At 37.6% G+C, this 25361-nt stretch carries 23 protein-coding genes and 1 riboswitch; of the genes, 14 read left to right on the top strand and 9 right to left on the bottom strand.

Annotation, left to right across the window (positions count from 1 at the left end; translation table 11 throughout):
* Nucleotides 1-126: 126 nt before the first annotated feature.
* From efeO to ABC255_RS25335, 5 genes are all read left to right on the top strand, one after another.
* Nucleotides 127-975, top strand: a complete 849-nt coding sequence (gene efeO, locus ABC255_RS25355) for an iron uptake system protein EfeO (RefSeq protein WP_412997804.1) — start codon at nt 127-129, stop codon at nt 973-975.
* Nucleotides 976-2262 carry an iron uptake transporter deferrochelatase/peroxidase subunit gene (gene efeB, locus ABC255_RS25350; protein WP_412997802.1) on the top strand — a complete coding sequence of 429 codons (1287 nt, stop codon included), beginning with the start codon at nt 976-978 and terminating at the stop codon, nt 2260-2262.
* A gap of 30 nt (nt 2263-2292) precedes the next feature.
* A complete protein-coding gene (locus ABC255_RS25345; RefSeq protein WP_412997801.1) occupies nt 2293-4038 on the top strand; it encodes an FTR1 family iron permease in 1746 nt (581 codons plus the stop codon).
* Nucleotides 4039-4145: 107 nt separating this feature from the next.
* Entirely contained in the window at nt 4146-5474 is a 1329-nt protein-coding gene (locus ABC255_RS25340) for an oligosaccharide flippase family protein (protein WP_412997800.1), read from the top strand.
* Between the two features lie 100 nt (nt 5475-5574).
* Nucleotides 5575-6084 (top strand): RNA polymerase sigma factor, encoded by a 510-nt coding sequence (locus ABC255_RS25335; RefSeq protein WP_412997798.1) that lies wholly within the window; start codon nt 5575-5577, stop codon nt 6082-6084.
* 32 nt (nt 6085-6116) lie between these two features.
* Here ABC255_RS25335 and ABC255_RS25330 read toward each other — a convergent pair whose 3' ends face one another.
* The 4 genes from ABC255_RS25330 to ABC255_RS25315 all read right to left on the bottom strand — a co-directional run bounded on the left by ABC255_RS25330 (nt 6117) and on the right by ABC255_RS25315 (nt 10304).
* Nucleotides 6117-6752: a Bax inhibitor-1/YccA family protein gene (locus ABC255_RS25330; protein ID WP_412997797.1), complete on the bottom strand. Its 636-nt coding sequence runs from the start codon at nt 6750-6752 to the stop codon at nt 6117-6119.
* Between the two features lie 63 nt (nt 6753-6815).
* Nucleotides 6816-7187 carry a large conductance mechanosensitive channel protein MscL gene (mscL, locus tag ABC255_RS25325; RefSeq protein WP_412998637.1) on the bottom strand — a complete coding sequence of 124 codons (372 nt, stop codon included), beginning with the start codon at nt 7185-7187 and terminating at the stop codon, nt 6816-6818.
* Between the two features lie 76 nt (nt 7188-7263).
* On the bottom strand, nt 7264-8496 hold the full coding sequence (locus tag ABC255_RS25320; protein ID WP_412997795.1) for an aminopeptidase: 1233 nt from the start codon (nt 8494-8496) through the stop codon (nt 7264-7266).
* Nucleotides 8497-9032: 536 nt separating this feature from the next.
* Nucleotides 9033-10304 (bottom strand): MDR family MFS transporter, encoded by a 1272-nt coding sequence (locus ABC255_RS25315; protein ID WP_412997793.1) that lies wholly within the window; start codon nt 10302-10304, stop codon nt 9033-9035.
* 212 nt (nt 10305-10516) lie between these two features.
* Between ABC255_RS25315 and ABC255_RS25310 the strand changes: the two genes are divergently transcribed.
* Nucleotides 10517-12706: a DNA topoisomerase III gene (locus ABC255_RS25310; RefSeq protein WP_412997791.1), complete on the top strand. Its 2190-nt coding sequence runs from the start codon at nt 10517-10519 to the stop codon at nt 12704-12706.
* 334 nt (nt 12707-13040) lie between these two features.
* Nucleotides 13041-14573 (top strand): histidine ammonia-lyase, encoded by a 1533-nt coding sequence (hutH, locus tag ABC255_RS25305; RefSeq protein ID WP_412997789.1) that lies wholly within the window; start codon nt 13041-13043, stop codon nt 14571-14573.
* A 12-nt stretch (nt 14574-14585) separates the two neighbouring features.
* Here hutH and ABC255_RS25300 read toward each other — a convergent pair whose 3' ends face one another.
* On the bottom strand, nt 14586-14750 hold the full coding sequence (locus ABC255_RS25300; protein ID WP_335532687.1) for a hypothetical protein: 165 nt from the start codon (nt 14748-14750) through the stop codon (nt 14586-14588).
* Nucleotides 14751-15365: 615 nt separating this feature from the next.
* Nucleotides 15366-15453: riboswitch (cyclic di-GMP riboswitch) on the top strand.
* 32 nt (nt 15454-15485) lie between these two features.
* On the opposite strand from ABC255_RS25300, the gene ABC255_RS25295 reads away from it, so the two are divergent.
* Nucleotides 15486-15635: an anti-repressor SinI family protein gene (locus tag ABC255_RS25295; RefSeq protein ID WP_412997787.1), complete on the top strand. Its 150-nt coding sequence runs from the start codon at nt 15486-15488 to the stop codon at nt 15633-15635.
* A 57-nt stretch (nt 15636-15692) separates the two neighbouring features.
* Here the strand turns inward: ABC255_RS25295 and ABC255_RS25290 are convergent, their stop codons facing one another.
* Nucleotides 15693-16022: a helix-turn-helix domain-containing protein gene (locus tag ABC255_RS25290; RefSeq protein ID WP_179603763.1), complete on the bottom strand. Its 330-nt coding sequence runs from the start codon at nt 16020-16022 to the stop codon at nt 15693-15695.
* A gap of 206 nt (nt 16023-16228) precedes the next feature.
* On the opposite strand from ABC255_RS25290, the gene map reads away from it, so the two are divergent.
* Nucleotides 16229-16981, top strand: coding sequence for a type I methionyl aminopeptidase (map, locus tag ABC255_RS25285; protein ID WP_412997785.1), 753 nt, complete (start codon nt 16229-16231; stop codon nt 16979-16981).
* 25 nt (nt 16982-17006) lie between these two features.
* Here the strand turns inward: map and ABC255_RS25280 are convergent, their stop codons facing one another.
* Complete coding sequence (locus ABC255_RS25280; RefSeq protein WP_179157666.1) at nt 17007-17234, bottom strand: DUF1128 domain-containing protein; 228 nt, start codon at nt 17232-17234, stop codon at nt 17007-17009.
* A gap of 234 nt (nt 17235-17468) precedes the next feature.
* Between ABC255_RS25280 and ABC255_RS25275 the strand changes: the two genes are divergently transcribed.
* Both ABC255_RS25275 and ABC255_RS25270 read left to right on the top strand, forming a co-directional pair.
* Nucleotides 17469-17858, top strand: a complete 390-nt coding sequence (locus tag ABC255_RS25275; protein ID WP_412997783.1) for a YtxH domain-containing protein — start codon at nt 17469-17471, stop codon at nt 17856-17858.
* 29 nt (nt 17859-17887) lie between these two features.
* Nucleotides 17888-18724 (top strand): YihY/virulence factor BrkB family protein, encoded by an 837-nt coding sequence (locus ABC255_RS25270; protein ID WP_412997781.1) that lies wholly within the window; start codon nt 17888-17890, stop codon nt 18722-18724.
* A 286-nt stretch (nt 18725-19010) separates the two neighbouring features.
* Here ABC255_RS25270 and ABC255_RS25265 read toward each other — a convergent pair whose 3' ends face one another.
* Nucleotides 19011-20927 (bottom strand): heavy metal translocating P-type ATPase, encoded by a 1917-nt coding sequence (locus tag ABC255_RS25265; protein ID WP_412997779.1) that lies wholly within the window; start codon nt 20925-20927, stop codon nt 19011-19013.
* A gap of 311 nt (nt 20928-21238) precedes the next feature.
* On the bottom strand, nt 21239-22417 hold the full coding sequence (locus ABC255_RS25260) for an MFS transporter (RefSeq protein ID WP_412997777.1): 1179 nt from the start codon (nt 22415-22417) through the stop codon (nt 21239-21241).
* A 185-nt stretch (nt 22418-22602) separates the two neighbouring features.
* Between ABC255_RS25260 and cax the strand changes: the two genes are divergently transcribed.
* The 3 genes from cax (at nt 22603) to ABC255_RS25245 (ending at nt 25249) form a co-directional block, all read left to right on the top strand.
* On the top strand, nt 22603-23655 hold the full coding sequence (cax, locus tag ABC255_RS25255; protein ID WP_412997775.1) for a calcium/proton exchanger: 1053 nt from the start codon (nt 22603-22605) through the stop codon (nt 23653-23655).
* Between the two features lie 488 nt (nt 23656-24143).
* The gene (locus ABC255_RS25250) at nt 24144-24953 is read left to right on the top strand and encodes a YfkD famly protein (RefSeq protein ID WP_412997773.1); all 810 of its coding nucleotides are present in this window, start codon (nt 24144-24146) and stop codon (nt 24951-24953) included.
* 98 nt (nt 24954-25051) lie between these two features.
* On the top strand, nt 25052-25249 hold the full coding sequence (locus tag ABC255_RS25245; RefSeq protein WP_179603753.1) for an SE1561 family protein: 198 nt from the start codon (nt 25052-25054) through the stop codon (nt 25247-25249).
* Nucleotides 25250-25361: the final 112 nt, after the last annotated feature.

Here is a 25361-nt window from a genome sequence, read left to right as displayed (position 1 = left end):
AAAAAACTTTCCAATCTGAATAGTTGGAAAGTTTTTTTGATTAACTATTGAAAACCATTATCATTTACTGATATTATAATGGTGAGAATGATTATCATTATTAATGGTGATGGGGGATATTTACAAATGAAATTATTAAAAGTTTCAGGAAGTTTATTATTGTCTAGCAGTCTATTATTTGGTTGTACTAATCCAAATGAAAATTCAGCTAATGAAACGGTAAAAGAATCAAAGAATATTATATCTGATTCACTCTCTGTAGTAACGGATGAATACCGTAAGTATGCTATAGGAGAAATTGAAGAATTTGTAAAGGCAACGGAGGCATTTACAAACGCAGTTAAAAATGGAGATGTAGATAACGCTAAAGCACTATATGCATCATCAAGAGTGCACTATGAGCGTGCAGAACCGATAGCTGAAGTATTTGGAGATCTTGATCCAAAAATTGATGCGCGCGAAGGTGATGTCCCGGAAGCTGAGTGGGGAGGCTACCACCGTATTGAAAAAGGCTTGTGGGTTGAAAACACTACAAATGGTTATGAACAATACGCAGAGCAATTGATGAAAGATGTAAATCTTTTGCGTGCGAAAGTAGATACAGTCGACGTCACAACGGATCTATTAATTACTGGCGCGGTAGACCTCTTAAATGAAGTATCGACTTCAAAAGTGACGGGGGAAGAGGATCGCTATTCTCATACTGATTTATTTGATTTTGCTGCAAATGTAGAAGGTGCGGATAAAATTTTTCAACTTTTAAATCCTGCTTTAAAGGAAAAGGATGAGGAACTTTCTAAGGAAATTCAAACTCGCTTCAATGATGTCTTTACCTTATTAAATAAACATAAAAACGATGGAGGGTACAAGGTGTATACGGAATTGTCAGAACCTGAGGTAAAGGAGCTTAGTCAAGCAATTGATGCGCTTGCTGAACCACTCTCGGAAATCGGGATTGTAACGGAGGCATTATAGATGTCTAAGAATGAGTACTTCATTGAAGGGGAATCGCTTGGAGAAAAGAAAATTTCACGAAGGGATATTTTGAAAACAGCTGGAGTTGGTGGTGTTGGGATTCTAATTGGTGCATCTGGAATAGGAGGCATGTGGTCTATTACAGAAGGAAAGGCCTCTAGCGTGAAGGATGTTGTTTCATTTTATGGAAAGCACCAAAGTGGAATTACGACAAAACCGCAAAACCATGTTTATTTTGCTGCCTTAGACGTGACAACTTCTAGTAAAGAAGATTTAATAACGCTTTTAAAAGAATGGACGCAGGCCTCTGCATTGATGTCTGAGGGTAAACCAATTGGAGAACTAACTAGTAATGAATTTCTTCCGCCAAAAGATACGGGAGAGGCGGAAGGATTATCAGCCTCTAATTTAACGATTACTTTTGGGGTCGGTCCTAGTCTTTTTGAAAAGGACAACCAAGACCGCTTTGGATTAAAACATAAGCAGCCTAAGGAATTAGTAAACCTTCCCGCATTTTCATTAGATGCATTAGAAGAGGAATGGACTGGAGGAGATTTATGTATACAGGCTTGTGCGGATGATATGCAAGTGGCATTTCATGCGGTAAGAAACCTAATTCGAATTGCTAGGGGAAAGGCAGTTTTAAGATGGGCACAGCCAGGATTTCAGCGAACCAAGCAGGCAGATGCAAAAGAAGGAACACCTAGGAACCTGTTTGGTTTCAAAGATGGAAGTGTCAACCCGGATGTGAAAAGTGAAAAACAGATGAATGAACATGTTTGGGTTCAGCCAGGTGATGGACCGAATTGGCTTCAGAACGGCAGTTATCTTGTTGTACGAAGAATCCAAATGTTTATTGAAGTCTGGGATCGGACCAATCTAAAGGAACAAGAAAATACCTTTGGAAGATATCGTGAAACTGGTGCACCTTTCGGACAAAAAAATGAATTTGATAAACTTGATATTAATCACAAACAACCCAACGGAGAAGATACTATCCCTGTGGATTCACATGTACGATTATCACATGGAGATGGATCAGAGCAAATTCTCCGCAGGGGGTATTCTTACTCAAATGGAATGGATTTGAAGACCGGGAGTTTTGATGCAGGTCTGCTTTTCTTAAGTTTCCAACGTTCACCAAGTAAACAATTCATTCCAATACAAAAGAGACTTTCAAGTATGGATAAATTGAATGAATATATTTCACATCGAGGCAGCGCCCTTTTCGCCTGTTTACCAGGAACGAAAAATGGAGGTTTTATAGGAGAGACACTATTTACGTAATGTTTTTCCTTTTATAGAGGAGAGAGATAAATGCAAATGTTATGGAAGCCCTTCATATTATTTTTATCTTTATTCATTTTTTTTCAAGCTGCACACCACGTGGCGGCAGCAGAAAATCATGACGAGCTGTTTGTCTTAATTGGCGATAGTTTAATGAAAGTAAAATCAGGCGATCAGGAAACGGTTTCGAATAACATTGAACAGTTTGCTAAAGAATGGATAAAAATTAAGAATGCAAATAGTGAACAGGCAAAATTGGTTGATCAAGATTTGGAGAAGGTTCAAAGTATAATAGCAAAAGGGGAAGTAGAAAAAGAGATACTTTCTAGTAGTCTCTCAGCACTATCAAGTTCCCTGGTAAAATATGATACAGAACAAAACCCGGTAGATCGAACAAAACAAACCGTCCAGGTTAAAAAATTGCTCCCTCTCCTAGAGTATCTGAAGGGATCTATTTTGGATGGGAATGTAGCTAATATAAAGATTCAGTATCAAACACTAATGGATCAATGGAATGCTTCGGAAAAAATTGTTCATGATGAAAGTATTTCTTCTTACGGGAATATTGAAAAATACATGGCTTTAATCCGAATTTCAATTACTCAAAACCCTGTGGATCTAAAAAAGGCTGAAACGAATGTAGATAAATTAACACAGGAAGTGGAGAAATTTTTAGCCGGTAAATTTTCAAAAGAGGTTAAAAGTGATTTTTCTTTAACAGATGTTTCCACGCTAATAAAGAAGGCAGAAAAAGAGATTGCCAATAATGATTATAAGAGTTCTACTCAGCATTTAAATGAAATTCTCAACATATGGCCAATGGTTGAAGGGGAAGTACAAACCAGAGACAGTAAGTTATATAGTGAAATCGAAACGAAAATTCCAACAGCTATCAGTATTTTAAGTTCTGATAAAGTGAATGGTCCCAAGGCATTGGAAATAGTTAAGGATTTAAATGCGAAATTAGAACCATTAATTAGTAAAACCAATTATTCATTTTGGGATTCTGCACTTATTTTATTAAGGGAAGGGATAGAGGGTTTGTTAATTATTGCAACCTTACTTGCCTTTTTAAAGAAAATAGGTCAGTCATCTCAACAAAAATGGATTTGGACTGGAGTGGCAGGTGGCATCTTAGCAAGTGCCTTACTTGCAGTTCTAATCAATATTATTTTCTCCAAGATTACTGCAGCTTCCAGTCGAGAATATATTGAAGGAATAACTGGTATTTTGGCTGTGGTTATGATGTTATCGGTTGGAGCATGGCTTCATAAAAAATCAAGTATTGAAAATTGGAATAAGTATGTAAAGCTGCAGATGCAACAAGCAGTTGCACAAGGAAGCCTCTTTTCATTTGCCGTTATTAGTTTTCTTTCGATTTTCCGTGAAGGGGCCGAGACGATTATTTTTTACACTGGAATAACACCCTATATAAGCATTCGACAACTTGTTGTGGGAATTGTTTTAGCAGTGATCATATTAGCTATTTTCGGCTTTATGATTATTTACTACAGTGTAAAAATTCCAATTCATGTATTTTTTAAAGTGGCAACCTTTGTAATTTATTTCTTAGCGTTTAAAATGCTCGGAATTAGTATCCATGCTTTACAGATTTCTAAAGTTTTTTCGACGAGCACAGTTATTAACTTCCCGTTTGTTGATTGGATTGGATTGTACCCAACATGGGAAACCACATTACCACAACTATTGTTAGTTGTTGTCATTCTCTTTATGACTTGGGTAGTAAGGAAACAGACTATAACAAAAAATGTGTAGAAAGGGCCAAGCGCCCTTTTTTTATGCTTTTTTTAATTCTCTCTACTATTCAAACAACTTGTCTCATAGCTTATTAAAAGTGAGATTGTTTTAAAGGGGAGTTCGTTATGGCCATCTTTTACAAAGGAATATTATTTTTAGCCCTATCCGCCTTTTTAGGGGAAGGTGTAGAGTTCTTAGTTAATTTAATTCTTGCAAAAGAATTGGGCAAGCATGGATTAGGTTTATATATGTCGATCCTTCCATCTATTTATCTGCTAGTCCTCTTATCAAGCTTTGAACTGCCGGTTTCCATATCAAAGTTCGTTGCGGAAAAAGAAGATAGGTTTCATCGAAATATCCTATATCATGCCATTACGATTACCATTATTTTTACGTGTATCCTCTTGGTGTTCGCTATGGCTGTTATTCCGTTTATTTCAGTTTTTGATGGCTACCATCCTTATACAAGATGGTTCATTATTCTGCTCGTACCTGTCATATCCTTTACCTCTGTAGCACGGGGATATTTTATGGGCAGGCACAAGATGGGGAAAATCGCCATTGCTAATTTCATAAGAAAATCAATTCAACTAGTATTACTATATCTTTTATTTCGTTTCTTTCAATTTGATTCAGAAGCTTCGGTACTCATTGCAATTGCTTCATTTATCGGCAGTGAAATTGCTGTGTTTCTTTATTTATGCTACATGTTAATTATTCAATTTCAACAGCTTAAACGAATGCCCTTTTCCAATTTAAATCGTAAAGCTGTTCGGAAAAATTTAATGGCCGTATCAGTTCCAACGACAGGTTTACGACTATTCTCCGCTTTAACTGGTGCGGTTCAACCCTTTTTAATTAAGGCGGCATTGGTGCGATCTGGATTGTCGGAAACCATTGCGACTGAGCACTTTGGCATGCTAATGGGAGTTGCCGCGTCAATTGGATTTTTCCCGGCGTTCATTGCGCATTCTTTAATGACTGTTTTAATTCCGGCTGTATCAAAAACGTATTCGAATAGAGATTACTCGACATTGCAAAAAATGCTTTCACAAGTAATGATGCTTACATTTCTTTATGGGGTGCCAGCCGTGGTTGTTTTCTATGTTTTTGCTCCGCAGCTTACTTCCATATTCTTTGAATCTTCAACTGCCGCTAGTTATTTACAAATGCTCTGGCCGTTTTTTCTATTCCATTTTTTTGTGATGCCAATGCAGGCATTTTTAATTGGCTTAGGACTGATAAAGGAAACGTTTATTCATGGTATTTGGTCAACAATTGTCTCTTTTGCAATCATCATTGCCCTATCATCACGCCCCGAATGGAGAATGGACGGTGTAATTATCGCTATGAATACCGGATCCGTCTTATTGGCATTGATGCATTATTTGAGCATTTGTAAAAGTATCGGTGTTTCGATTTTTATGAGAGGTCTTATCGAAAAAAATAATTAAGAAAAAAATGCTCGTTAGTGTAGGGTTTAGAGATTTGTATTCCGTCTATTAGTGTGAGAAGTTTTAAATGGAAAGAAGGTTTGAAAAAATGCGGGATAGAATGACTGATTCGTTTGAAGTTATGGTAAAAGAACATGGGAAAGCCATATTTAACTATATATTTTCTTTAGTTAGAAAAAAAGAACTTGCAGAGGATCTCTATCAGGAGGCTTTGGTATCTGCCTATTTGGCTTTTCATACCATTAAGGAACCCGCTAGATTAAAAGGCTGGTTGTTTACGATAGCAAGAAATAAGTGTCGGGATTATTGGCGGAAAGAAAATAAAACAAAACAGTTTTGGAAGGAAGAGGTGTATTCTTACTCGACAACAGTTGAAGCACCACCTCTCCCCGAAGAAGAGGTACTACATAAATATTCAACAGAAAAAATGGTTGAAAGTGTAAAGGCATTACCAGAAATATACCAATCTGCACTATTTCTCTATTATTTTAAAGACCTTACATTAATTGAAATATCAAATAGAAAAAAAATTCCCATATCTACAGTAAAAACAAGAATGAAAAGGGGAAAGGAGCACCTTAGACCAAAGCTCCAATCCTTTGCATTATAAAAAGCCGGGAGAGAAATCCCGGCTTCATTATGTTAATCCTTAGATGAAAGAATTCCGAAGATGCGCAAAATACTTACGAATAGATTAATAAAGTCTAAGTAAAGATTTAATGCCATCAAAGGAACTTCTTCCGCACTTACTCCATAATGCTTCATACGGTTGAAATCGAACAATACATATCCACTAAAAACCAATACGCCAATGAAAGAGAATGCAAGCATACCGGTTGAACTTAGCGGCATGAAAATATTAAAAATAGAAACAGCAACTAAAGCTAATAAAGCTGCTAACAGGAATCCCCCTAAGAAAGAGAAATTACGTTTGGAAACTGTTGCATAAATGGCTACTCCAGTAAACACGACTGTGGTACTTCCGAAAGCCATCAAGACTACGTTTGCTCCAGCAGTCATTGCATAATAAGAAACAATCGGGTATAACGTAATTCCTGATATAAAAGTGAAGATATACAGGAAGGTATAAGAAATGGCTTTTTTGCGTCTAAAGAAAAAGGCAATCATCAACAAAACGAATTCAAGGATCGCTAATGGTAAAAATAATGCCGGCGGTACAAAGGTTCCTGCCATGGTCCCAACGAAGGCGATGGCTAAAGAAAGGGAAAATGTCCTAATTACAGATGGCAAAAATTCAGTAGATGTTTGTGTATACAATTTTTCTTCACCTCGAAAATAGTTTATATCTAGAATATACGAAGAAAAGGTCAAGATGTTTCATTATCTAGAAAAATCTTTTTCTGCTTTTAATAAATCTCGTATTTCAGCAAGTAATTCTTCTTTCTTGTCAATTTGAACCACCACTTTAACTTCTTCTTTCTTTTTGAAACGAGAGAGGAATTTAATAAACAGAAATATAGAAAAAGCAATGATCAAGAAATCGATAATCGATTGTATAAATACCCCATATTTTACTTCCCCAAACGCTAGGTCCGCGACACTAACTCTACCAACGAGCATTGCCACAATTGGCATAATAATATCAGCAACAAGCGAGGAAACGATTTTCCCAAATGCACCGCCAATGACAACCCCGACAGCAAGATCAATTACATTGCCTCTCATGGCAAATTTCTTAAACTCATTTAACATATAAAATCCTCCATTTTTATCCATATAATCAGTAAGAGCAGCTTCCTGCTGGAAGCTGCTCCTTACATTATACCATTTAAAAAGCCCAATTGCCTTTTTTAAATACCGGTTCGCTAGTTCCATCAGCTTTAATGCCATCGATGTCCATATCTTCCGAGCCAATCATGAAATCGACATGTGTAATACTGTCATTGAGACCATTTTCTTTTAGTTCTTCAGCGGACATTTTCTTACCACCTTCAATACAGAACGCATAAGCGCTTCCGATTGCTAAGTGGTTTGAAGCATTTTCATCAAACAAAGTATTATAGAATAGTACATTAGATTGTGAAATTGGTGAGTTGAAAGGAACTAGAGCTACTTCACCAAGATAATGTGAACCTTCATCCGTCTCAACTAAACGCTTTAGGAACTCCTCACCTTCTTCAGCCTTATAATCAACAATTCTTCCATTTTCAAAAGTAACAGAGAATCGGTCAATTATATTTCCGCCGTAGCTTAATGGCTTGGTACTTGCAACGGTACCATTCACACCATCACGATGAGGAACAGTGAAAACTTCTTCGGTTGGCATATTCGCCATAAATTCAAAACCATTTTCGTTTATACTGCCAGCCCCAACCCAAAGATGGTTATCCGGGAGTTCGATTGTTAAGTCAGTTCCTGGTGCAGTATAGTGAAGCTTTTGATAGTGTCTATCATTTAAATAGTTAACCTTTTCATGTAAGGTTTCATCGTGCTTCTTCCAAGCTTCCACAGGATTCTCAGTATCGACACGAACAGCTTTGAAGATGGCGTCCCATAGTAATGAAACTTGTTGGTCACTTGGTGCATCAGGGAAAACCTTTCTTGCCCAAGCAGGAGATGGAGCGGCGATCACTGTCCAGCTCACTTTATCAGATTGTGCTGCTTGTCGGTATTTAGCCAGCGCCGTTCCTGCAGCCTTTTGGAAGTTAGAAATACGTTCTGGATTAATACCTTTCAATAAGTCAGGGCTGGAAGAAACAATGGCCATAAAAGCGGCCCCTTGATCAACAAAATCTTCCATTTCCTTTGCACGCCAAACAGGATATGTAGTAAAAGCTTCATCTGGTGCTAATTCATATTTTGTTCGAGATACCACATCGTCAGTCCAGTTAACTACCACGTTATCTGCACCGGCTTCATAGGCACTTTTCACAACCTGACGGACAAATTCTGCTGCGTCTAGGGTCGTATTAATAACCAAAATTTGACCCTTCTGTATATTTACACCAACCTTAACGGCAAGCTCTGCATATTTCTCAAGGTTTCTTTGAAATTCACTCATCATATAATCTCCCTTTTTCAGAATCTTCCTTTTTCATTTTAGCCCTTTTAAGGTGAAAAAGAAACTTATAACAGTTTAGTGTTGTTCACTTTAAAATTAGGTAAAAAAATAAGTAGGGATGTGAATCTCTACTCTAATTTACTACCATATACTTTAATATTAAAATAAACACCCGCTGAAAATAATACTAAAAATGTAATAATACCGGACCATGAAGTGGGGGACATAAATTGAGATAATTCCATCAATACCACCATCCTTATATTAGAAACCGATTACATATTAATTATAATAGTAAATAGGTAAGATGTGAATATTTTAGTACAATTTATTGACGGTTTTTTGAACATACGCTGTGTAAGTCAAATTGTTGATTGGAGTGGAAGGCACGAAGACTCCTGCGGGAGGACGGGGCAGGGGGAGACCCCGCAGGCGCTTAAGCGCCGAGGAGGCTCCCCGGACCGCCCGCGGAAAGCGAAGTGCCTGGAACGGAAATTAACAGACAAGTTTAACACAGCCTAAACAAAAAAAGGACCCTAATGAGGATCCAATGCAGTTTTCTTTTCAAAGGAATAAAACATTATCCAATACAATCCGGCACTTGCAAGCGCCAATAGGCCAAGGACGAAAAATGTCCACTCATACCCAATCAAAACCGTCAATGGAATAGATAACGGAGCAATTGTACGGCTGATGGTGAAACGTAAGCTCGCCGCAGCAAAATATTGTCCTCTCATATCCTCAGGAGCAAGCTTCGAGACAAAGCTTTGTTGAATTCCAGCTCCCATTAACTCAGCAAAGGTAAAGACCGCCATTGCGATGATAAATCCCCAAATCCAATGAGTTTGACTAAAGAGTACAATCGAAATCGCATATATAACGGAGGACAACACAAACACATTTCGTTCTTTATAGCTTCCCATCCATTTTGTAATCACTACCGTTAGCAATGCAACGAGGAAGCCATTTTCTGCAAGCACAATACCAAAAGCTTGCTCACCCTTAACGGTGAATGACCAGTCTCCTATTGAAAACAGTGTTTGAAGATCGATAACGTCTTTCATATAAACAGGAAATAATAAATCCAATTGCATAAATGTTTGACCAGCTAAGACTCCCGCAATAATAAAAAGAAGGAAGGTTTTATCTTTTATGATTAATGTATAGTCCTTCAGCTGGTTTTGTAGGAAATAGTACCATTTACGGTCCTCTTCCAAGGGACCGACTTTTTGTAATGGTGCTGTTTCCCTTGTCCATTTTGCTAAGATTAAGCCAAGTAACATACAAACAATACCAGCAAAGAGTAAAGTTTCAAAACGATAATTCACATAAAAAATTGCTCCTAAAATAGGACCAATTACTACTGCGATATTAATAGAAGTGTAGAAAATGGCAAATACATTACTTCGATCTTTTTCATCAACGACATCTGCCACCATTGCTTGACTGGCAGGCCAATAAAACGAACCAAAGACACCAGCAATTGCGAATGCGATAAATCCCAACCAAGGTGACTGAAGCCAAGGAGAACTTGCCAAAGCAAAAACTAAGAAAGAAAGCCCTTGTCCAACCGCTGAGAGAACCATCATCTTTTTACGCCCGAAACGGTCGGCACAGTATCCGCCCATTAAGTTTGCGATGACTGAAAAAATCTGTGAAAATACCAATAATAACCCAGCTCTACTTTTACCAAATTCGTCTGCGAAATAAATCGTCAGAAAAGGAAAGAACATCCAAAACGTAATGTTCATCATTGCTTCGCTAAATAAGCGAACCTTCAAATTTGGATCCCAATCTCTAATCCTCATGTGTACCTCCGAAGCCAATATGTATGATAGCGCTTTTCCATCATACTATCACCAAAGAGATAAATACAAGAAAAAAAGATAGGTAAAAATGAATGTACCAATCCGTATATAGTCCTAATCTCTCAAAGCTTGATTTAAGCAATGCTATTCTGTAATTCAAGTAATAATATGCTATATTATTATTCAATGGTTCACTGAAAGGATGTTAATTAATGAAAAAAAGTGTAGTTATAGCCGAAAAGCCCTCTGTTGCTCGTGATATAGCACGAGTATTGAATTGTCATAAAAAAGGAAACGGTTTTTTAGAAGGAGATAAATATATTGTTACATGGGCACTAGGACATTTAGTTACCCTTGCAGATCCTGAAAGTTATGACGAGAAATATAAAGCCTGGAAAATAGAAGATTTACCAATGCTTCCAAACGAGTTAAAGCTTGTTGTTATTAAGCAAACCAGTAAGCAGTTTCATGCTGTGAAAAGCCAACTACAACGCTCTGATGTTGGGGAGATTGTTATTGCAACAGATAGTGGTCGTGAGGGGGAATTAGTTGCAAGATGGATACTTGCTAAGTCAAAGATTAATAAACCTACTAAACGTCTATGGATATCTTCCGTTACGGATAAAGCAATTAAAGCTGGCTTTTCCAACTTGAAGCCGGGCAAAGCCTATGAAAATTTATACGAATCTGCTGTTGCACGGTCAGAAGCGGATTGGTATATAGGTCTGAATGCAACCCGTGCATTAACAACCCGTTTTAATGCACAGTTAAACTGCGGCCGAGTTCAAACTCCAACGGTTGCAATCATTGCAGCACGGGAGGATGAAATTAAAAACTTCAAACCTCAAACGTATTATGGAATCGATGCACAAACCACCGACAATTTAAAATTGACTTGGCAGGATGCAAAGGGAAATAGTCGCAGCTTTGATAAAGAGAATGTCGACGCAATTGTGAAGAAATTGGGCAAACAAAACGCCATTATAAAAGAAATTGAAAAAAAGCAGAAGAAATCCTTTTCTCCTGGGCTTTATGATTTAACCGAATTACAGCGCGATGCGAACAAGATCTTTGGTTATTCTGCAAAGGAAACATTAAATATTATGCAAAAGCTCTACGAGCAGCATAAAGTCTTAACCTATCCACGAACAGACTCACGTTACCTATCTTCAGATATTGTAGAAACGCTTCCAGAACGCTTGAGAGCATGTGGAGCAGGAGAGTATCGTCCCTTAACTAATAAGATTTTAAGCAAGCCAATAAAAGTATCGAAATCATTTGTCGATGACAGCAAAGTGTCCGATCACCATGCGATTATTCCAACAGAAGGGTATGTAAACTTCTCAGCGTTTACAGATAAAGAACGGAAAATTTATGACTTAGTGGTGAAACGATTTTTAGCCGTGTTATTCCCGGCTTTTGAGTATGAGCAGTTAACGCTTCGTGCAAAAATAGGTGAAGAAAACTTTGTTGCAAGAGGAAAAACTATTCTTTCGAGCGGATGGAAAGAGGTATACGAGAATCGCTTTGAAGAAGAGGATGCAGGAGACGACCTAAAGGAACAGATTTTACCACGACTTGAAAAAAACAATACCCTTAACGTGAAGTTAATTGCGCAAACATCAGGTCAAACCAGCCCGCCAGCCCGTTTTAATGAGGCAACATTATTGTCTGCAATGGAAAATCCTACGAAGTATATGGGAACCGACAATAAACAACTGGCAGAAACTTTAAAATCAACGGGCGGATTAGGAACTGTAGCTACTCGTGCAGATATTATCGAAAAGCTTTTCAATTCATTTCTAATAGAAAAGCGTGGTAAAGACATTCACCTTACTTCCAAAGGACGTCAATTGCTGGATTTGGTGCCTGAAGAACTGAAGTCCCCTGCCTTAACAGCTGAGTGGGAACAAAAACTTGATCAAATTGCCCATGGCAAGTTGAAAAAAGATGTTTTTATCAGCGAAATGAAAAAGTACACAAAAGAAATTGTCGCTGAAATTAAAAACAGTAATAAAAAGTATAAGCACGACAATATCTCTACAAAAAGTTGTCCGGACTGTGGAAAACCAATGCTTGAAGTAAATGGGAAAAAAGGCAAAATGCTTGTGTGCCAAGACCGTGAATGTGGACATCGAAAAAATGTTTCGCGCGTCACTAATGCGCGCTGCCCGCAATGCAAGAAAAAACTTGAGCTTCGCGGTGAAGGGGAAGGACAAATTTTCGCTTGTAAATGTGGATATCGTGAGAAACTATCTGCCTTCGAAGCGCGTCGTAAAAAAGAATCTACTGGTAAAGTGGATAAACGTACGGTACAAAAGTATCTGAATAACCAAAACAAGGAAGAAGAGCCGATTAATACAGCTTTGGCAGATGCATTAAAGAAGTTGAATTTGAAGTAAGAAAGATCAAAAACAATATCGATTAGAAAATTGGGCTTTATATACTTGTTTTGTATATAAAGCCTATATTGTAAACAGCAGGAATCCTTTCTTATATTATCTTGCTAAAGTGATATTGTGCTAAAATTCTGACAATTGCATTGACAATCAAGCTTCTTATCACATACAATAATTATTAATCTAATAGAATTTTTGAATGGACTGATAACCTATGAGGCATCCAAAAACAAAATTAAATTATGTAATGTTTATAAAAGAGGCTGGACTCCAAATCTAATGTGATATGGAATCCAGCCTCTTTCTTTATTCTATTAAAGTGGTAGAGGTGAGAAATATGATTATGCTAACAGGTCAAAGTTTAACGTTGGAGCAAATGAAAGAAGTTTTATATCGAAACGAAAAGGTTATTGCTTCTGAGAAAAGTATGGACCTTGTAAAGAAAAGCCGTGAAGCGGTGGAGAAAATCGTTTCCAATCATAAAGTGGTGTACGGTATAAATACAGGTTTTGGAAAGTTCAGTGATGTCATAATCGATAAAGAACACGTTAGGGATTTACAACTAAACTTAATTCGCTCCCATGCTTGTGGAGTCGGCGACCCTTTTCCTGAGATTGTTTCAAAAGTTATGGTGCTTTTACGAGCCAATGCACTTTTAAAAGGATATTCAGGTGTTAGACCCATCGTGATTGAGAAACTATTGGAATTGCTAAATGCTGAAATCATCCCGGTTATTCCTCAACAGGGTTCACTGGGTGCCAGCGGTGATTTGGCTCCACTCTCCCATTTAGCTTTAGTGCTGATTGGGGAAGGGGAAGTATTTTACAAAGGAAATAGGATGGATTCAATCCATGCGCTGCAAATGGAAGGGATTCTTCCGATAACATTAGAGGCAAAAGAGGGTCTCGCGTTAATTAATGGAACACAGGCGATGACAGCTATGGGAGTTGTCGGCTATCTTGAAGCGGAACAGCTGGCATTTGAAAGTGAACTAATCGCTGCAATGACAATTGAAGGATTGAACGGAATCATTGACGCCTTTGCCGAGGAGGTTCATGTAGCAAGAGGCTACCAACAGCAAATTGACACGGCAGCGAGAATCCGCGGTTACCTAAGTGATAGTTTATTAACCAGTGTTCAGGGAGAATATCGTGTTCAAGATGCTTATTCTATAAGGTGTATTCCACAGGTTCATGGAGCTTCTTGGCAGGCACTGGATTATGTAAAAGAAAAATTAGAAATCGAAATGAATGCCGCTACAGACAATCCATTAATATTTGATGACGGAGAAAAGGTTATTTCAGGAGGGAATTTTCATGGGCAGCCAATTGCTTTCGCGATGGATTTTATGAAAATTGCCGTTGCCGAGCTTGCGAATATATCTGAAAGACGTATCGAGAGATTAGTAAATCCACAGTTGAACGATTTGCCGCCTTTCTTAAGCCCTGAGCCTGGTTTGCAGTCAGGTGCGATGATTATGCAATATGCGGCGGCGTCGTTAGTATCAGAAAATAAAACACTGGCACACCCAGCAAGTGTCGATTCCATTCCCTCCTCTGCTAATCAGGAAGACCATGTGAGCATGGGAACGATCGCCTCTAGGCATGCGTATCAAATCATTCAGAATGCTCGAAGAGTGCTGGCGATTGAACTAATTTGTGCCATGCAGGGTGTTGAAATTCGCGGGGTAGATAAAATGGCCAGCCAGACCAAGCGGGTGTATGAAAAGGGGAGGGAGCTTGTTGCTTCTATAAAGAAGGATCGAATCTTTTCAATAGATATTGAAAGGGCTGCAACAGGTCTAAAAGAATGGGACTTAAAGAAGCTTATTCAAAAATTTGATAATGTTAGGCAGGCAAAAAAGGCGTGAAAATCACGCCTTTTATTCTACGTCTTTCGTTTCTACCCTATTCTTAAATGCCTCTTGCACTACAATAAATTCCTCGTCTCCAATGGCATCCTTTGAGTGTTTCTCAACTACGTTATCTTTTGGTAAATTTCCAGGATGACCTTTCTTCTTATGGTTAAAATGTTCTCCACGTGCCAAATTAAACACTCCTTTCGTCTTCGAATGTATCATTCCCAAACGAAGGAAAATTATTAGTGGAGAGGAGAGACAGAGTATTAATCACCTTCTATATTTTCATCAGACTTTGCAGGTTTACAAATGCGATCAAGAAGGTAACCAAAAAATACAACAAAGGCTATTGGGATAGCGTAATTCAACACATGAATGGTTGTCATTGACTAGATCCACCACCAATATTAGAATATTTACAATATTTAGTATATTTTAATGGTGTTTATGGTAGATGTCAATTGTCACAAAATAGACAAATTTCACTGCGTTTTTCTGGTCTTTTTGTATCGTTTTATAAAGACTTTCATTAGGTAAAATAACCTAATATCGACTTTTATCCCTCTGTTTTTCCGTAAATCTTCCATATTGATTGTGAATTTCAGGAATTCTGCGAATTCCATAAAGCTCTTTTGTAGAAAATTGGAATATTTTGTGTAAAAAAAAGGTTCGAAAAAATAAACCATTTGACAAATTCCAACACGATACTGAAAAAGTACTATATATAATAAACATAGTCATTATTTAACAGGAAAGCTTGTCTATTGAATATACTGAATAATCAATGATTTATGAGTAATAAGAAACAGAAAAGGGCAAACCCATTGAAAAATGGGGACGCAAAGCCGAGGATCTAAGGTATAGATTTTACTATGATGGCCGGGCTACCTGGAATACGAATATGTATTTTAGGAGTGAATGTGAGTGGGCATAACTGACAGTATGAAAAATGGTATGGATGCAGAATGGCTAGCTCTTATTTTAGAGGCAAAGGACCTAGGAATTTCGAAGGAAACAATCCTTAATTTTCTCCATCAGAACGAAGCCAGAGAGGTAGTACTTAAGAATCGCTAAGATACATAAAAGAACAAAGCATACTACAAAAATCCTGGTAGTATGCTTTGTTCTTTTTTATTCGTTATTATTTTGGCCAATTCGCCACTTATTGAATTCAATAAAATCGCGAAATTGTTCTTTAGAGACACCCGAATCCATCGCCTCTTTAACAATGCTCATCCAATCACTATCTAATTCTTCTTTATTAATGTGTTCATTTATTAAATGGTCAACAGGAACGTTTAATACAGAAGAAATCTTTTCAAGGAATTGAATTGATGGATTTCTTTGCAGGTTTCGCTCAAGAGAGCTTAAATAAGATTTAGCAACTCCAGCTTGCTCAGCAAGTTCTGATAATGACATCCTTTTTTCTAACCGAAGTTTTTTTACACGATCACCTATCATGGGCTCACACACCTAATTTTTATTATTGCTATAATAATTTTATCAGAAAAGCGGAAAAAGTTCCATATTAAGAACAGTTTATTATGACAAAAATATTTATCAAAGTCAAAAACTTTTTGAAAAAATGTTAGCTTAGCGATAAGATTAAAGTGTGTTTCCAATTCTCTAAGAATACATAAAAATAATATAAAAAGGTTGGGAAGATCATGATTGTTCTTAAATCACTGCGGGAAATCGAGAGAATGAAAAAAGCAGGGGAAATTCTTGCTTCATGCCATAAAGAAATTGCAAAAATGATTAAACCAGGTATAACAACTTGGGAAATTGATGAGTTTGTGGATGATTTTCTTAAAAAACACAATGCCACCCCACAGCAAAAGGGCTATAAGGGCTATAAATACGCCACCTGTGCGAGCATTAACGACGAAATATGTCATGGATTCCCAAGAAAGGAACCATTAAAGGAAGGCGATATCGTAACAATAGATATGGTCGTCAACTATAATGGCGGATTAGCGGATTCAGCATGGTCTTATGCTATTGGAACTGTCCCTAAGGAAACAGATCATTTATTAATGGTTACAAAAGAGGCACTCTATAAAGGAATTGAGCAGGCTGTCCCTGGAAATCGGATTGGAGATATCGGTCATGCTATTCAAACCTATGTAGAAGGAGAAGGCTTATCGGTTGTTCGTGATTTTATTGGTCATGGAATTGGAGCAGTCATTCATGAAAAACCTGATGTACCACATTATGGGCTGCCTGGAAAAGGTCCTAGAATAAAAGAAGGAATGGTATTTACTATTGAGCCAATGGTCAATATCGGTATGTACCAAACAAAAATGGATAGTAATGGCTGGACTGCTAGGACGATTGATGGGAAATATTCGGCACAGTATGAACACACCATTGCCATCACCAAGGATGGTCCGATTATTTTAACTGAACAGGAAAAATAAAAAAACAGATCTCTCGAGATCTGTTTTACTTATTTTTGCGAAGGTTCCCTAATTCCTCCACCAAAGCTTGCATTTCGTTAGGGCTAAAAGAAGGTTTTTTCATAACCATTTCATAAATTTCTTTTAATTCCTCGTACATTTCCTCATCAAAGTGTGAAGATTTAATGGCTCCGAGATTTAGTACCTTTAATTTTTCCTTTATTTGTTCAATCATATACTCAACATTTTCTACTGTTTTTTCTGATAAATTCATCCCGTCACCCTTTCAGTATTCGTAACTTTATCTTTCCATTTTCATTGGAAGATGTCAATCTAAACTTGTTTTAATGCACCTAATGTTGGGTAATAAAATAATAGGAGTAAAATATGATCGACGCTTGCATTTTGCCGCAAGCTTAAAGCAGAATATAAAGTGGAGTTTATTGGTATTTTTTTCATAGTGGCAGAAATGAATGATAAAAACATCTTGAAAGGAGAGGTTAAAAAAATGGGTAAGAATTTATTTTTTAAAGGCATTTTCTATGGTGCCTTAGCAGGTGGAGCACTTAGCTTGTTAGATAAAAAAACACGGCAGGATATGAAGGTAAATGTGAAAAAAGCGTACGAGCAGGTTTCTTATGTGGTTCGCCATCCACAAGAAATAACAGAAAATGTGAAAGAGACTGCCGAAAAAATTAGAAATACTATTGAGCAGGTGAGCGAGGACATTTCTTACATAACCGAAAAAGTTGACGAACTCCGTGAGTTAACGCCCCAAGTAAAAGAAGTGGTAAGGGAAACGAAAAGTACCTTTTTAAAGCATGAAGATACGACAACCGTTGAAGATTTATTAAAAGAGGTTAAAGTCGTGGAAGAACCAATAGAGAAAAAAGAATAGAATTTGTCATTTTAAGGAGAGGTGAGAAAATGGAGAAGGCAGTGAATGTCCGTAAATCCCTGTTAAGACTGTTATGGCACCGGATTGAAGAAGATGATATACCAGGTTTATCCGCTCAGCTCGCCTATTTTTTTCTTCTTTCACTGTTTCCACTTCTTATTTTTATTTTTACGTTACTGCCATATCTGCCCATACCATACCCCGATATTTTAGGGAGTATTAGAGAGTTTGCACCCCCACAGACAATGGATTTAATCGAAAAAAATGTTAACCATGTGATGAATAATCGCAATGGAGGATTGCTTTCCTTTGGGGTTATTGGAACAATCTGGTCTGCATCTAATGGTATTCATGCACTGGTGAGAGCTTTTAACAAAGCATACAATGTGGACGAAAGCCGTTCTTTTATTGTATCTAGAGGTATGGCCATCCTGCTGACGATTGGAATGATTTTTGTATTTATCGTAGCTGTATTACTTCCGATATTCGGAAGGGAAATTGGAATTTTTCTTTTCTCCTATTTAGGATTTAAGTTGGAATTCATCCGCATTTGGGAAATGTTAAGATTAGTCGTCAGTGCCCTAATATTATTTTTAATTTTCACCGGATTATATTGGATAGCTCCTAATGTTAAATTACGTTGTAGAAGTGCATTCCCAGGAGCAGGTTTTGCAACCGTGGGCTGGATCCTTTCCTCCTATGCTTTATCTTTTTACGTAAGTAATTTTAACAACTTTTCACTGACCTATGGTAGTATTGGAGCCATTATTGTTTTGCTCATTTGGTTATACATCTCTGGGTTTATTATCATTATCGGCGGCGAGATAAATGCTTTCTATACCGAGAGGAATAAATCAAATTGTTAAATTCATAAATTAAATTCTAAAACGCAAAATAGAAATTTCCACGTTAAAATCGGCTTTAAGATTTTAACAACAATTTTTTAGAAAATATCCTTATGAAAAATTCTTAACTGCAGACAATATAGGTGGGGAACAGATATTAACTAGGGGGGCTCACCATGACTAAACATACAAAAAAAGATGGCGGAACAAAACAAAAGGGTAAAGGCAGTAAAGGGAACAAAACTTCAGGATCTGCAAACGGCAGTAATGGATACCATTAAATAAACCGGGCTATACGCCCGGTCTTTTAATTTTTGAGCAGTCTTAAGCTGTTTAGTATCACGAGAATGGTACTACCTTCATGCCCAATTACTCCAAATGGCAAATCCAACAATTGAAAAAAGTTAGATGATATTAAAATCATAATCACCATGATGGAGAAGATTACATTTTGTTTAATAATTGTGTTCATCCGTTTCGAAAGATGAATCGCTTCGGCAATCCGTGGTAAATCATTTTTCATTAGGACCACATCCGCGGTTTCAAGTGCCACATCCGATCCTTCCCCCATGGCAATTCCAACATTTGCTGTCGCTAAAGCGGGGGCATCATTAATGCCATCACCAACCATCGCAATGGTTCCATATTTCTCCTTCAGCTTTTTAAGCTGCTCCACTTTTTCTTCAGGCAGACATTCTGCAAAGAACTGATCCACATGACTTTCTTCTGCAATCGCATTTGCCGTTTTCTCACTATCGCCAGTCAGCATCACTGTGTAAATACCTTGTTTCTTTAAATGATCGATGGCCATCTTTGTTTCTTGTCTAACCACATCTTTTAAAGCAATCATCGCAGCTAAACAATCGTTAACTTGCACAAATACAAGAGTATTTCCTTGACTTGCCAGGCTGACTGCTTTGCCGTCTGCGAATGATAGAGCAGCCTCTTTTCCAACAAAATCTGCCTTGCCAATTTTCCACTGCTCACCATTTATTTCCGCTTTTACACCCCACCCCGAAACATCTTCCAGTTTTTCTGGCTGAAGAAGGTCTCGGTCAAGATTGGCTTTAACATATTTAACAATCGATTGTGCAAGAGGATGATTGGATTGATTTTCTATCGAAGCAGTTTTCCATAATAGTTCTGCTTCAACAAAGTTTTCATTGACGATAATTTCGGTAACCTCAGGTTTCCCTTTGGTCAGCGTACCAGTTTTGTCGAAGGCAATAGCTTTCAAATGGCTTAGATTCTCTAAATGCACGCCGCCTTTGACTAAAATCCCACGTTTTGCCCCATTGGAAATGGCGGACAAGGTTGCTGGCATAATGGAAGCAACAAGGGCACAAGGGGATGCAACTACTAATAAAATCATCGCTCGGTAAAACGACTCATTCCATGTCCAATCAAGTAAGAAATAGGGAAGGAACATCATCAATAAAACGACAACTAAAACCGTTTTTACATAGGTACCTTCAAATCGTTCAATAAATAGTTGTGATGGAGACTTTTCACTTTGAGCAGATTGTACAAGCTCAATAATCTTGTGAAAGAGTGTTTCGTTACTTGCTTTTGTTGTTGCAACAGTAATAGCACCAGTTAAATTTACCGTCCCTGCAAACACTTCCGTCTCTAGTCCTTTTGAGACGGGCATTGATTCTCCAGTAATTGCCGCTTCATCAATATTTGTATGCCCCTTCTTTATGACACCATCGGAAGGAATTCTTTCCCCAGGCTTAACAAGAATGTGGTCACCGACTTCAAGCTCGGAAACTGGTACACGCCTTTCAACTCCGTTGTTAATAAGAAGAGCTTCTTCAGGCTGAAGCTTCATTAGCGATGAAATCTCTTTGTGACTCTTGTTCATTGTATAAGTTTCTAATGCACCACTAACAGCAAATATAAAGATTAATATTGCGCCTTCCGTCCAATAGCCAATAATCGCGGACCCAATCGCTGCAAATATCATTAGCATTTCGACGTTTAACTGTTTGTTTTCATACGTTGCTTCGATTCCTTCCTTTGCCTTGGCAAATCCGCCAATCACAAACGCCAACAAATAAAAGATAATAGAGGCAACATGGTCATTCATTTTGTCTGTAATCCATCCTGTTGCTATGAAAACACCGCTTAAACCTGCCGCAATCAGTTCTGCATGAGGTTTTATTTTTTCAATAATCCCTACTTTGGGTATTATTTTTGATAATCTCTTAGCATCCGCGTTCATTTTCAGTTCCCTCCCCAAATCAAATTCTTGTCTAGCTGCAGCGCCTAGGGGCTCGGGGTCATAAGCCAATCCGTCAAGAAGGTTAAAGAACAACCTTCTCGCCGGCTCGTCTTATGCCTGTTGCCCCTGGACAAGGCGCTTCCGCTTTCTACTAATTGAGAAAAATAATCAAAATCATTACCCCTAAAAAACACGAAAGCTGTCATCAATTAAGATGACAGCAGTCTTACAAAAACAATTATTAGATTAATTTAATTCTATTTTATCATATAGTCTATGTTTAATATAGGTAAATGCTCCAAAAATATAGGTTAAGAATGGTGTTGCTCGGCAACTGAAAATGTCTTTTTCCCAAATACATAAATGACGATTGATAAGATTAACAGCATGGTACTTATAATATAAAAGAAGCTTATCCTTTCGAAAAATTGTATAAAAAGACCGCCAATAATCGGACCACTTAAACTGCCTAAGCTAAAAAAGATTCCACATAATAAATTTCCGGTCGCCAACAATGTCTTTGGCACTAAATCCGTCATATAACTAATGCCAAGAGAAAATGTTGATCCTACTACCATTCCTGATAAAAGCACGGAGATGAATAGCCCGATAAACGACTGTTCAAATATACTTGCAGCTGAAAAACTTAAGAATCCAAGAAGCAATACAATCATCAAAATATTTCTTCTTCCATATTGGTCGCTTAGAACACCTAATGGCAGCTGGGTGATGACACTTCCAATGGCAAAGGCAGTTAACACCAAGGAGACACTCGCTACGTCGATATCACTTCGTAAAGCATACACTGGAAAGCTGCCGTTTAAGGAAGATTCTAAGAAACCATAGCAGAAAGTTGGAAGGAAGGCTATCCAGCCATATTTCATGGTCTTTTTAAAGCGTTTAATGGTGTTGAAAAATGAATTGATTCCAACTTCTTGTTCAGGAAATTCGTTTTTAAGTGTAAAAACGAATACCCAGCCAATTAAACATAAAATAGAGGAAACGATAAATGGCAATGCTTCATTTACATCAACGAGAGGAGTCATTAATGGTCCACTCGCAAATCCAATTCCAAAAAATAATCCATACAATGATACGTTCCGCCCTCTTTTCTCGGAAGGAGAGGAGGAAGTAATCCAGGTTTGTGTCGCAAAATGCAAGGCATGGTCACCTATCCCAATGAGTGCTCGTAAGCCAAACCAAAACCAAAAGGATTTCCACAATGGAAACATTGCCAATGCCGCAACCACCAGCCCGCCGCCGATAATAATTATTGGTTTATAACCATATTTTCGAAGCGGTGCTTCCATAAAAGGAGAAACCAGAAGAATTCCAATATAAAGTGCGGTGGCATTTAATCCATTAAGAGAAGAGGAAACCCCGCCTTTTTCAAAAATAACTGCGATTAATGGCAGCAGCATTCCTTGTGAGAAACCAGAAATGGCGACAATTGTAACTAATATCCATAATCGATGGGAACTTTTATTCATAGAAGATTCCTCGTTTGTTTAATAATTAATTTCCATTCGATGGTATCGGGAAAATAAAGTATTTGCAAGAAAAATATTCTTCAATCATGTTAAATAACAGAAAAATAGGGAACTATCATACTGGAGGAATTTTTATACACTTTTATCATATTTATTTTCTATGTTAGCCACTAGGAGGAGAAACTGTGGGAAAAATATTTATGCTGCTTACTTTTATCGGAGTCCCGCTTTCCGTGATTGGGACATTAATGCACTGGCCAACCATGATCCTTTTTATTGTTTACTGTGTGTCAATTATCGCTCTTGCCAGTTATATGGGGAGGGCAACGGAAAGTTTAGCGATTGTTGCCGGACCGCGTATAGGAGGACTGCTAAATGCAACATTCGGAAATGCAGTAGAATTAATTATTTCAATCTTTGCTTTAAAAGCTGGATTAGTTGGAGTGGTGCTGGCTTCCTTAACAGGGTCTGTACTCGGTAATCTCCTGCTTGTTGCAGGTTTATCCTTTTTTATTGGGGGGATAAAGTTTAAACGGCAGGCTTTTAACGTCCATGATGCCAGACATAATTCAGGACTTCTAATGTTCGCCGTTATTGTGGCTTTCGTGATCCCTGAAGTATTTTCAATGGAAATGAATGAAACCAAAACCTTAACGTTAAGTATTGGGATATCCGTTATTCTAATCTTGCTTTATCTTGCAGCACTATTCTTTAAACTTGTTACACACCGAGGGGTTTATCAAAGTGAGAAATCTGGGGAGCATCATGAGGAAGAACCTGAATGGAGCAAGGGGAAGGCAATTGGGGTTTTATTAGCAGCAACACTCGCAGTCGCCTACATATCTGAGAATCTTGTTCATACGTTTGAATATGTTGCTGAATCATTTGGATGGTCGGAATTATTTATCGGGGTAATAATCGTTGCAATTGTGGGAAATGCAGCAGAACATGCATCTGCCATTGTTATGGCATATAAAAATAAAATGGACATCGCTGTTGAAATTGCAATTGGTTCTACTCTGCAAATTGCCATGTTTGTATTACCTGTTCTCGTCCTCGTTTCACTATTCTTTACTGAAACCATGCCGCTTGTTTTTACAATGCCAGAGTTAATTGCAATGGTAACCTCGGTCCTCTTGATGGTTGTCATTTCAAATGACGGTGAATCCAACTGGTTTGAGGGACTCACCTTACTTGCTGCATATTTCATTATGGGCATAGGATTCTTCCTGCTATAGCGTAAAAAGACTCTGTGCCTGAGGGCGCAGAGTCTTTTATTAATTATACAATTCGATGTAAGGGTAAATCCTTTAACTGTTCTATAATTCAAACATTATGCGTTTGTGGGGTAATACCAATCGCGTTTCTTGGGACCATCAATCACCAACCTTCATGTTTATTTTATAATAGAAAAACACGAGTGTTGAATTTCATATATAATTGGTATCCCAACCTCCTTAAAGTAAATGATTCGTCGATTGATTACTGCCCTCCTTTTTTAAAGGTTAAGTATAGTATAATTGATTAATTGAATTTTGTAAATGTTCAGATTATATTTTTTTTAGGAAATACAAGGGCATGATGGTAAAGGTAATAATGATGGTACCAATACAGAAATTCTCAAGGGGAATATTGAAATAATTTGAGGTTATGGATAAAAGTTTTTAACTCCGAAAACACTATAAGCAGACTTATTACTGCCATATTGTGAAAGGAGTTTTTTCTTGTGAAAAAATTGTTTCCTGTCGTAGTGACACTGCTGCTACTGTTAGCAATCCTGCCAACAGCCTCTGCTGAAAACAAAAATGCTAAAATAGAACCTGCGACCTATCAAATACCTTCTTCAGTACGTAATATTACGAAGGAAAATACGTATCCCAATTCAACTCAGGACCTGCCGACTTTGCAGCCTAGTGAATTAACGAAGCAGCTGATTGACTCTTCCAAGGTGAAGATAGAAAATCCAGATTTAATTCGTATGCTAAATGAGTCAAGCATTAATAGTACACCCTTTGCCCTTGGTTATCGAGCAATCGTATATCTAGGTCAGTGGCCATTAAATTATGAATCAACGGAAACTGCACCCAACTGGGAATATCAAAAAATTAATACAAACTACTATGATAATCGCGGCGGGAAGGTACCTTACCAGATTCACTATGTTCAAGAAGCACAAAAAATTATCCGCGGCGGGTTAACAGCAAAAATCGCAAACGCGGAAGATGTTAAAAAAATGATGTTGCTAAAAGCTATGGAAAAAACACGTCTACCACTAGCGTTTGATACGATTATCGGTGCAGGAACGAAAAACGATCATGTCTACAATATACCAGTCAACCGCTTAGGATACCTATATGCATACGCTCCGGCAGTGAATGAAAAAGGGAAAGTTACCTACGGAGAAGTATATTTAATGCTTAAGGGAAACAAAAAAGTAATTGTCATTAAAAATGTAACGTCACAAGGAATCGGAGCATGGATTCCGGTTCAAGACCATGTTTCCTTTGGTTTTGCTGCCTCAGAAAGACCAAGATGATGATGGAGAAAGAACTCCTACCAAGGTCGTAGGGGTTCTTTTTTGAAAAAGTGATGAGGAAAGTGTAAGATAATTTGCATGGAAGGGGGAGATCAAATTTGGGTAGTCCGACGCATGATAAAAATACACAAGTTAGCTTTTTAAAGCAACGTTTAAACATGTTTCTAGATGTTTTAGACGCAATCGATCCAGAGGATACGGATCTTGATGATATTGACAACTTAATTAAAATGATTGATGAACTAGAATCAAAATGTAAAGAATTCAATCATCGCGAAGCACCAGAGTCTGTTTAATTACAGGCTCTATTTTTTTGAAAACCTTTACCTTTAAAAGATTTGTTTATAGGAGTATAATAATAATCGTCAAATAGTTGTAATTTTTAAATAGATTGCAAATCGGACATGG

The sequence above is a fragment of the Neobacillus canaveralius genome, assembly GCF_047237705.1.
Lineage (GTDB): Bacteria > Bacillota > Bacilli > Bacillales > Cytobacillaceae > Neobacillus > Neobacillus niacini_K.
Note: the sequence above shows the minus strand (reverse complement) of the source record. Positions and strands in the feature narration are given on the sequence as shown.

Coding starts and splice junctions, on each gene's coding strand:
- ABC255_RS25260 (WP_412997777.1), bottom strand. CDS start 22,417: ATGAATAAAAGTTCCCATCGATTATGGATATTAGTTACAATTGTCGCC.
- ABC255_RS25265 (WP_412997779.1), bottom strand. CDS start 20,927: ATGAACGCGGATGCTAAGAGATTATCAAAAATAATACCCAAAGTAGGG.
- hutH (WP_412997789.1), top strand. CDS start 13,041: ATGATTATGCTAACAGGTCAAAGTTTAACGTTGGAGCAAATGAAAGAA.
- ABC255_RS25320 (WP_412997795.1), bottom strand. CDS start 8,496: ATGAGTGAATTTCAAAGAAACCTTGAGAAATATGCAGAGCTTGCCGTT.
- ABC255_RS25335 (WP_412997798.1), top strand. CDS start 5,575: ATGACTGATTCGTTTGAAGTTATGGTAAAAGAACATGGGAAAGCCATA.
- ABC255_RS25275 (WP_412997783.1), top strand. CDS start 17,469: ATGGGTAAGAATTTATTTTTTAAAGGCATTTTCTATGGTGCCTTAGCA.
- mscL (WP_412998637.1), bottom strand. CDS start 7,187: ATGTTAAATGAGTTTAAGAAATTTGCCATGAGAGGCAATGTAATTGAT.
- efeO (WP_412997804.1), top strand. CDS start 127: ATGAAATTATTAAAAGTTTCAGGAAGTTTATTATTGTCTAGCAGTCTA.
- ABC255_RS25280 (WP_179157666.1), bottom strand. CDS start 17,234: ATGAATTTATCAGAAAAAACAGTAGAAAATGTTGAGTATATGATTGAA.
- ABC255_RS25310 (WP_412997791.1), top strand. CDS start 10,517: ATGAAAAAAAGTGTAGTTATAGCCGAAAAGCCCTCTGTTGCTCGTGAT.
- ABC255_RS25270 (WP_412997781.1), top strand. CDS start 17,888: ATGGAGAAGGCAGTGAATGTCCGTAAATCCCTGTTAAGACTGTTATGG.
- ABC255_RS25315 (WP_412997793.1), bottom strand. CDS start 10,304: ATGAGGATTAGAGATTGGGATCCAAATTTGAAGGTTCGCTTATTTAGC.
- map (WP_412997785.1), top strand. CDS start 16,229: ATGATTGTTCTTAAATCACTGCGGGAAATCGAGAGAATGAAAAAAGCA.
- ABC255_RS25345 (WP_412997801.1), top strand. CDS start 2,293: ATGCAAATGTTATGGAAGCCCTTCATATTATTTTTATCTTTATTCATT.
- ABC255_RS25290 (WP_179603763.1), bottom strand. CDS start 16,022: ATGATAGGTGATCGTGTAAAAAAACTTCGGTTAGAAAAAAGGATGTCA.
- ABC255_RS25340 (WP_412997800.1), top strand. CDS start 4,146: ATGGCCATCTTTTACAAAGGAATATTATTTTTAGCCCTATCCGCCTTT.
- efeB (WP_412997802.1), top strand. CDS start 976: ATGTCTAAGAATGAGTACTTCATTGAAGGGGAATCGCTTGGAGAAAAG.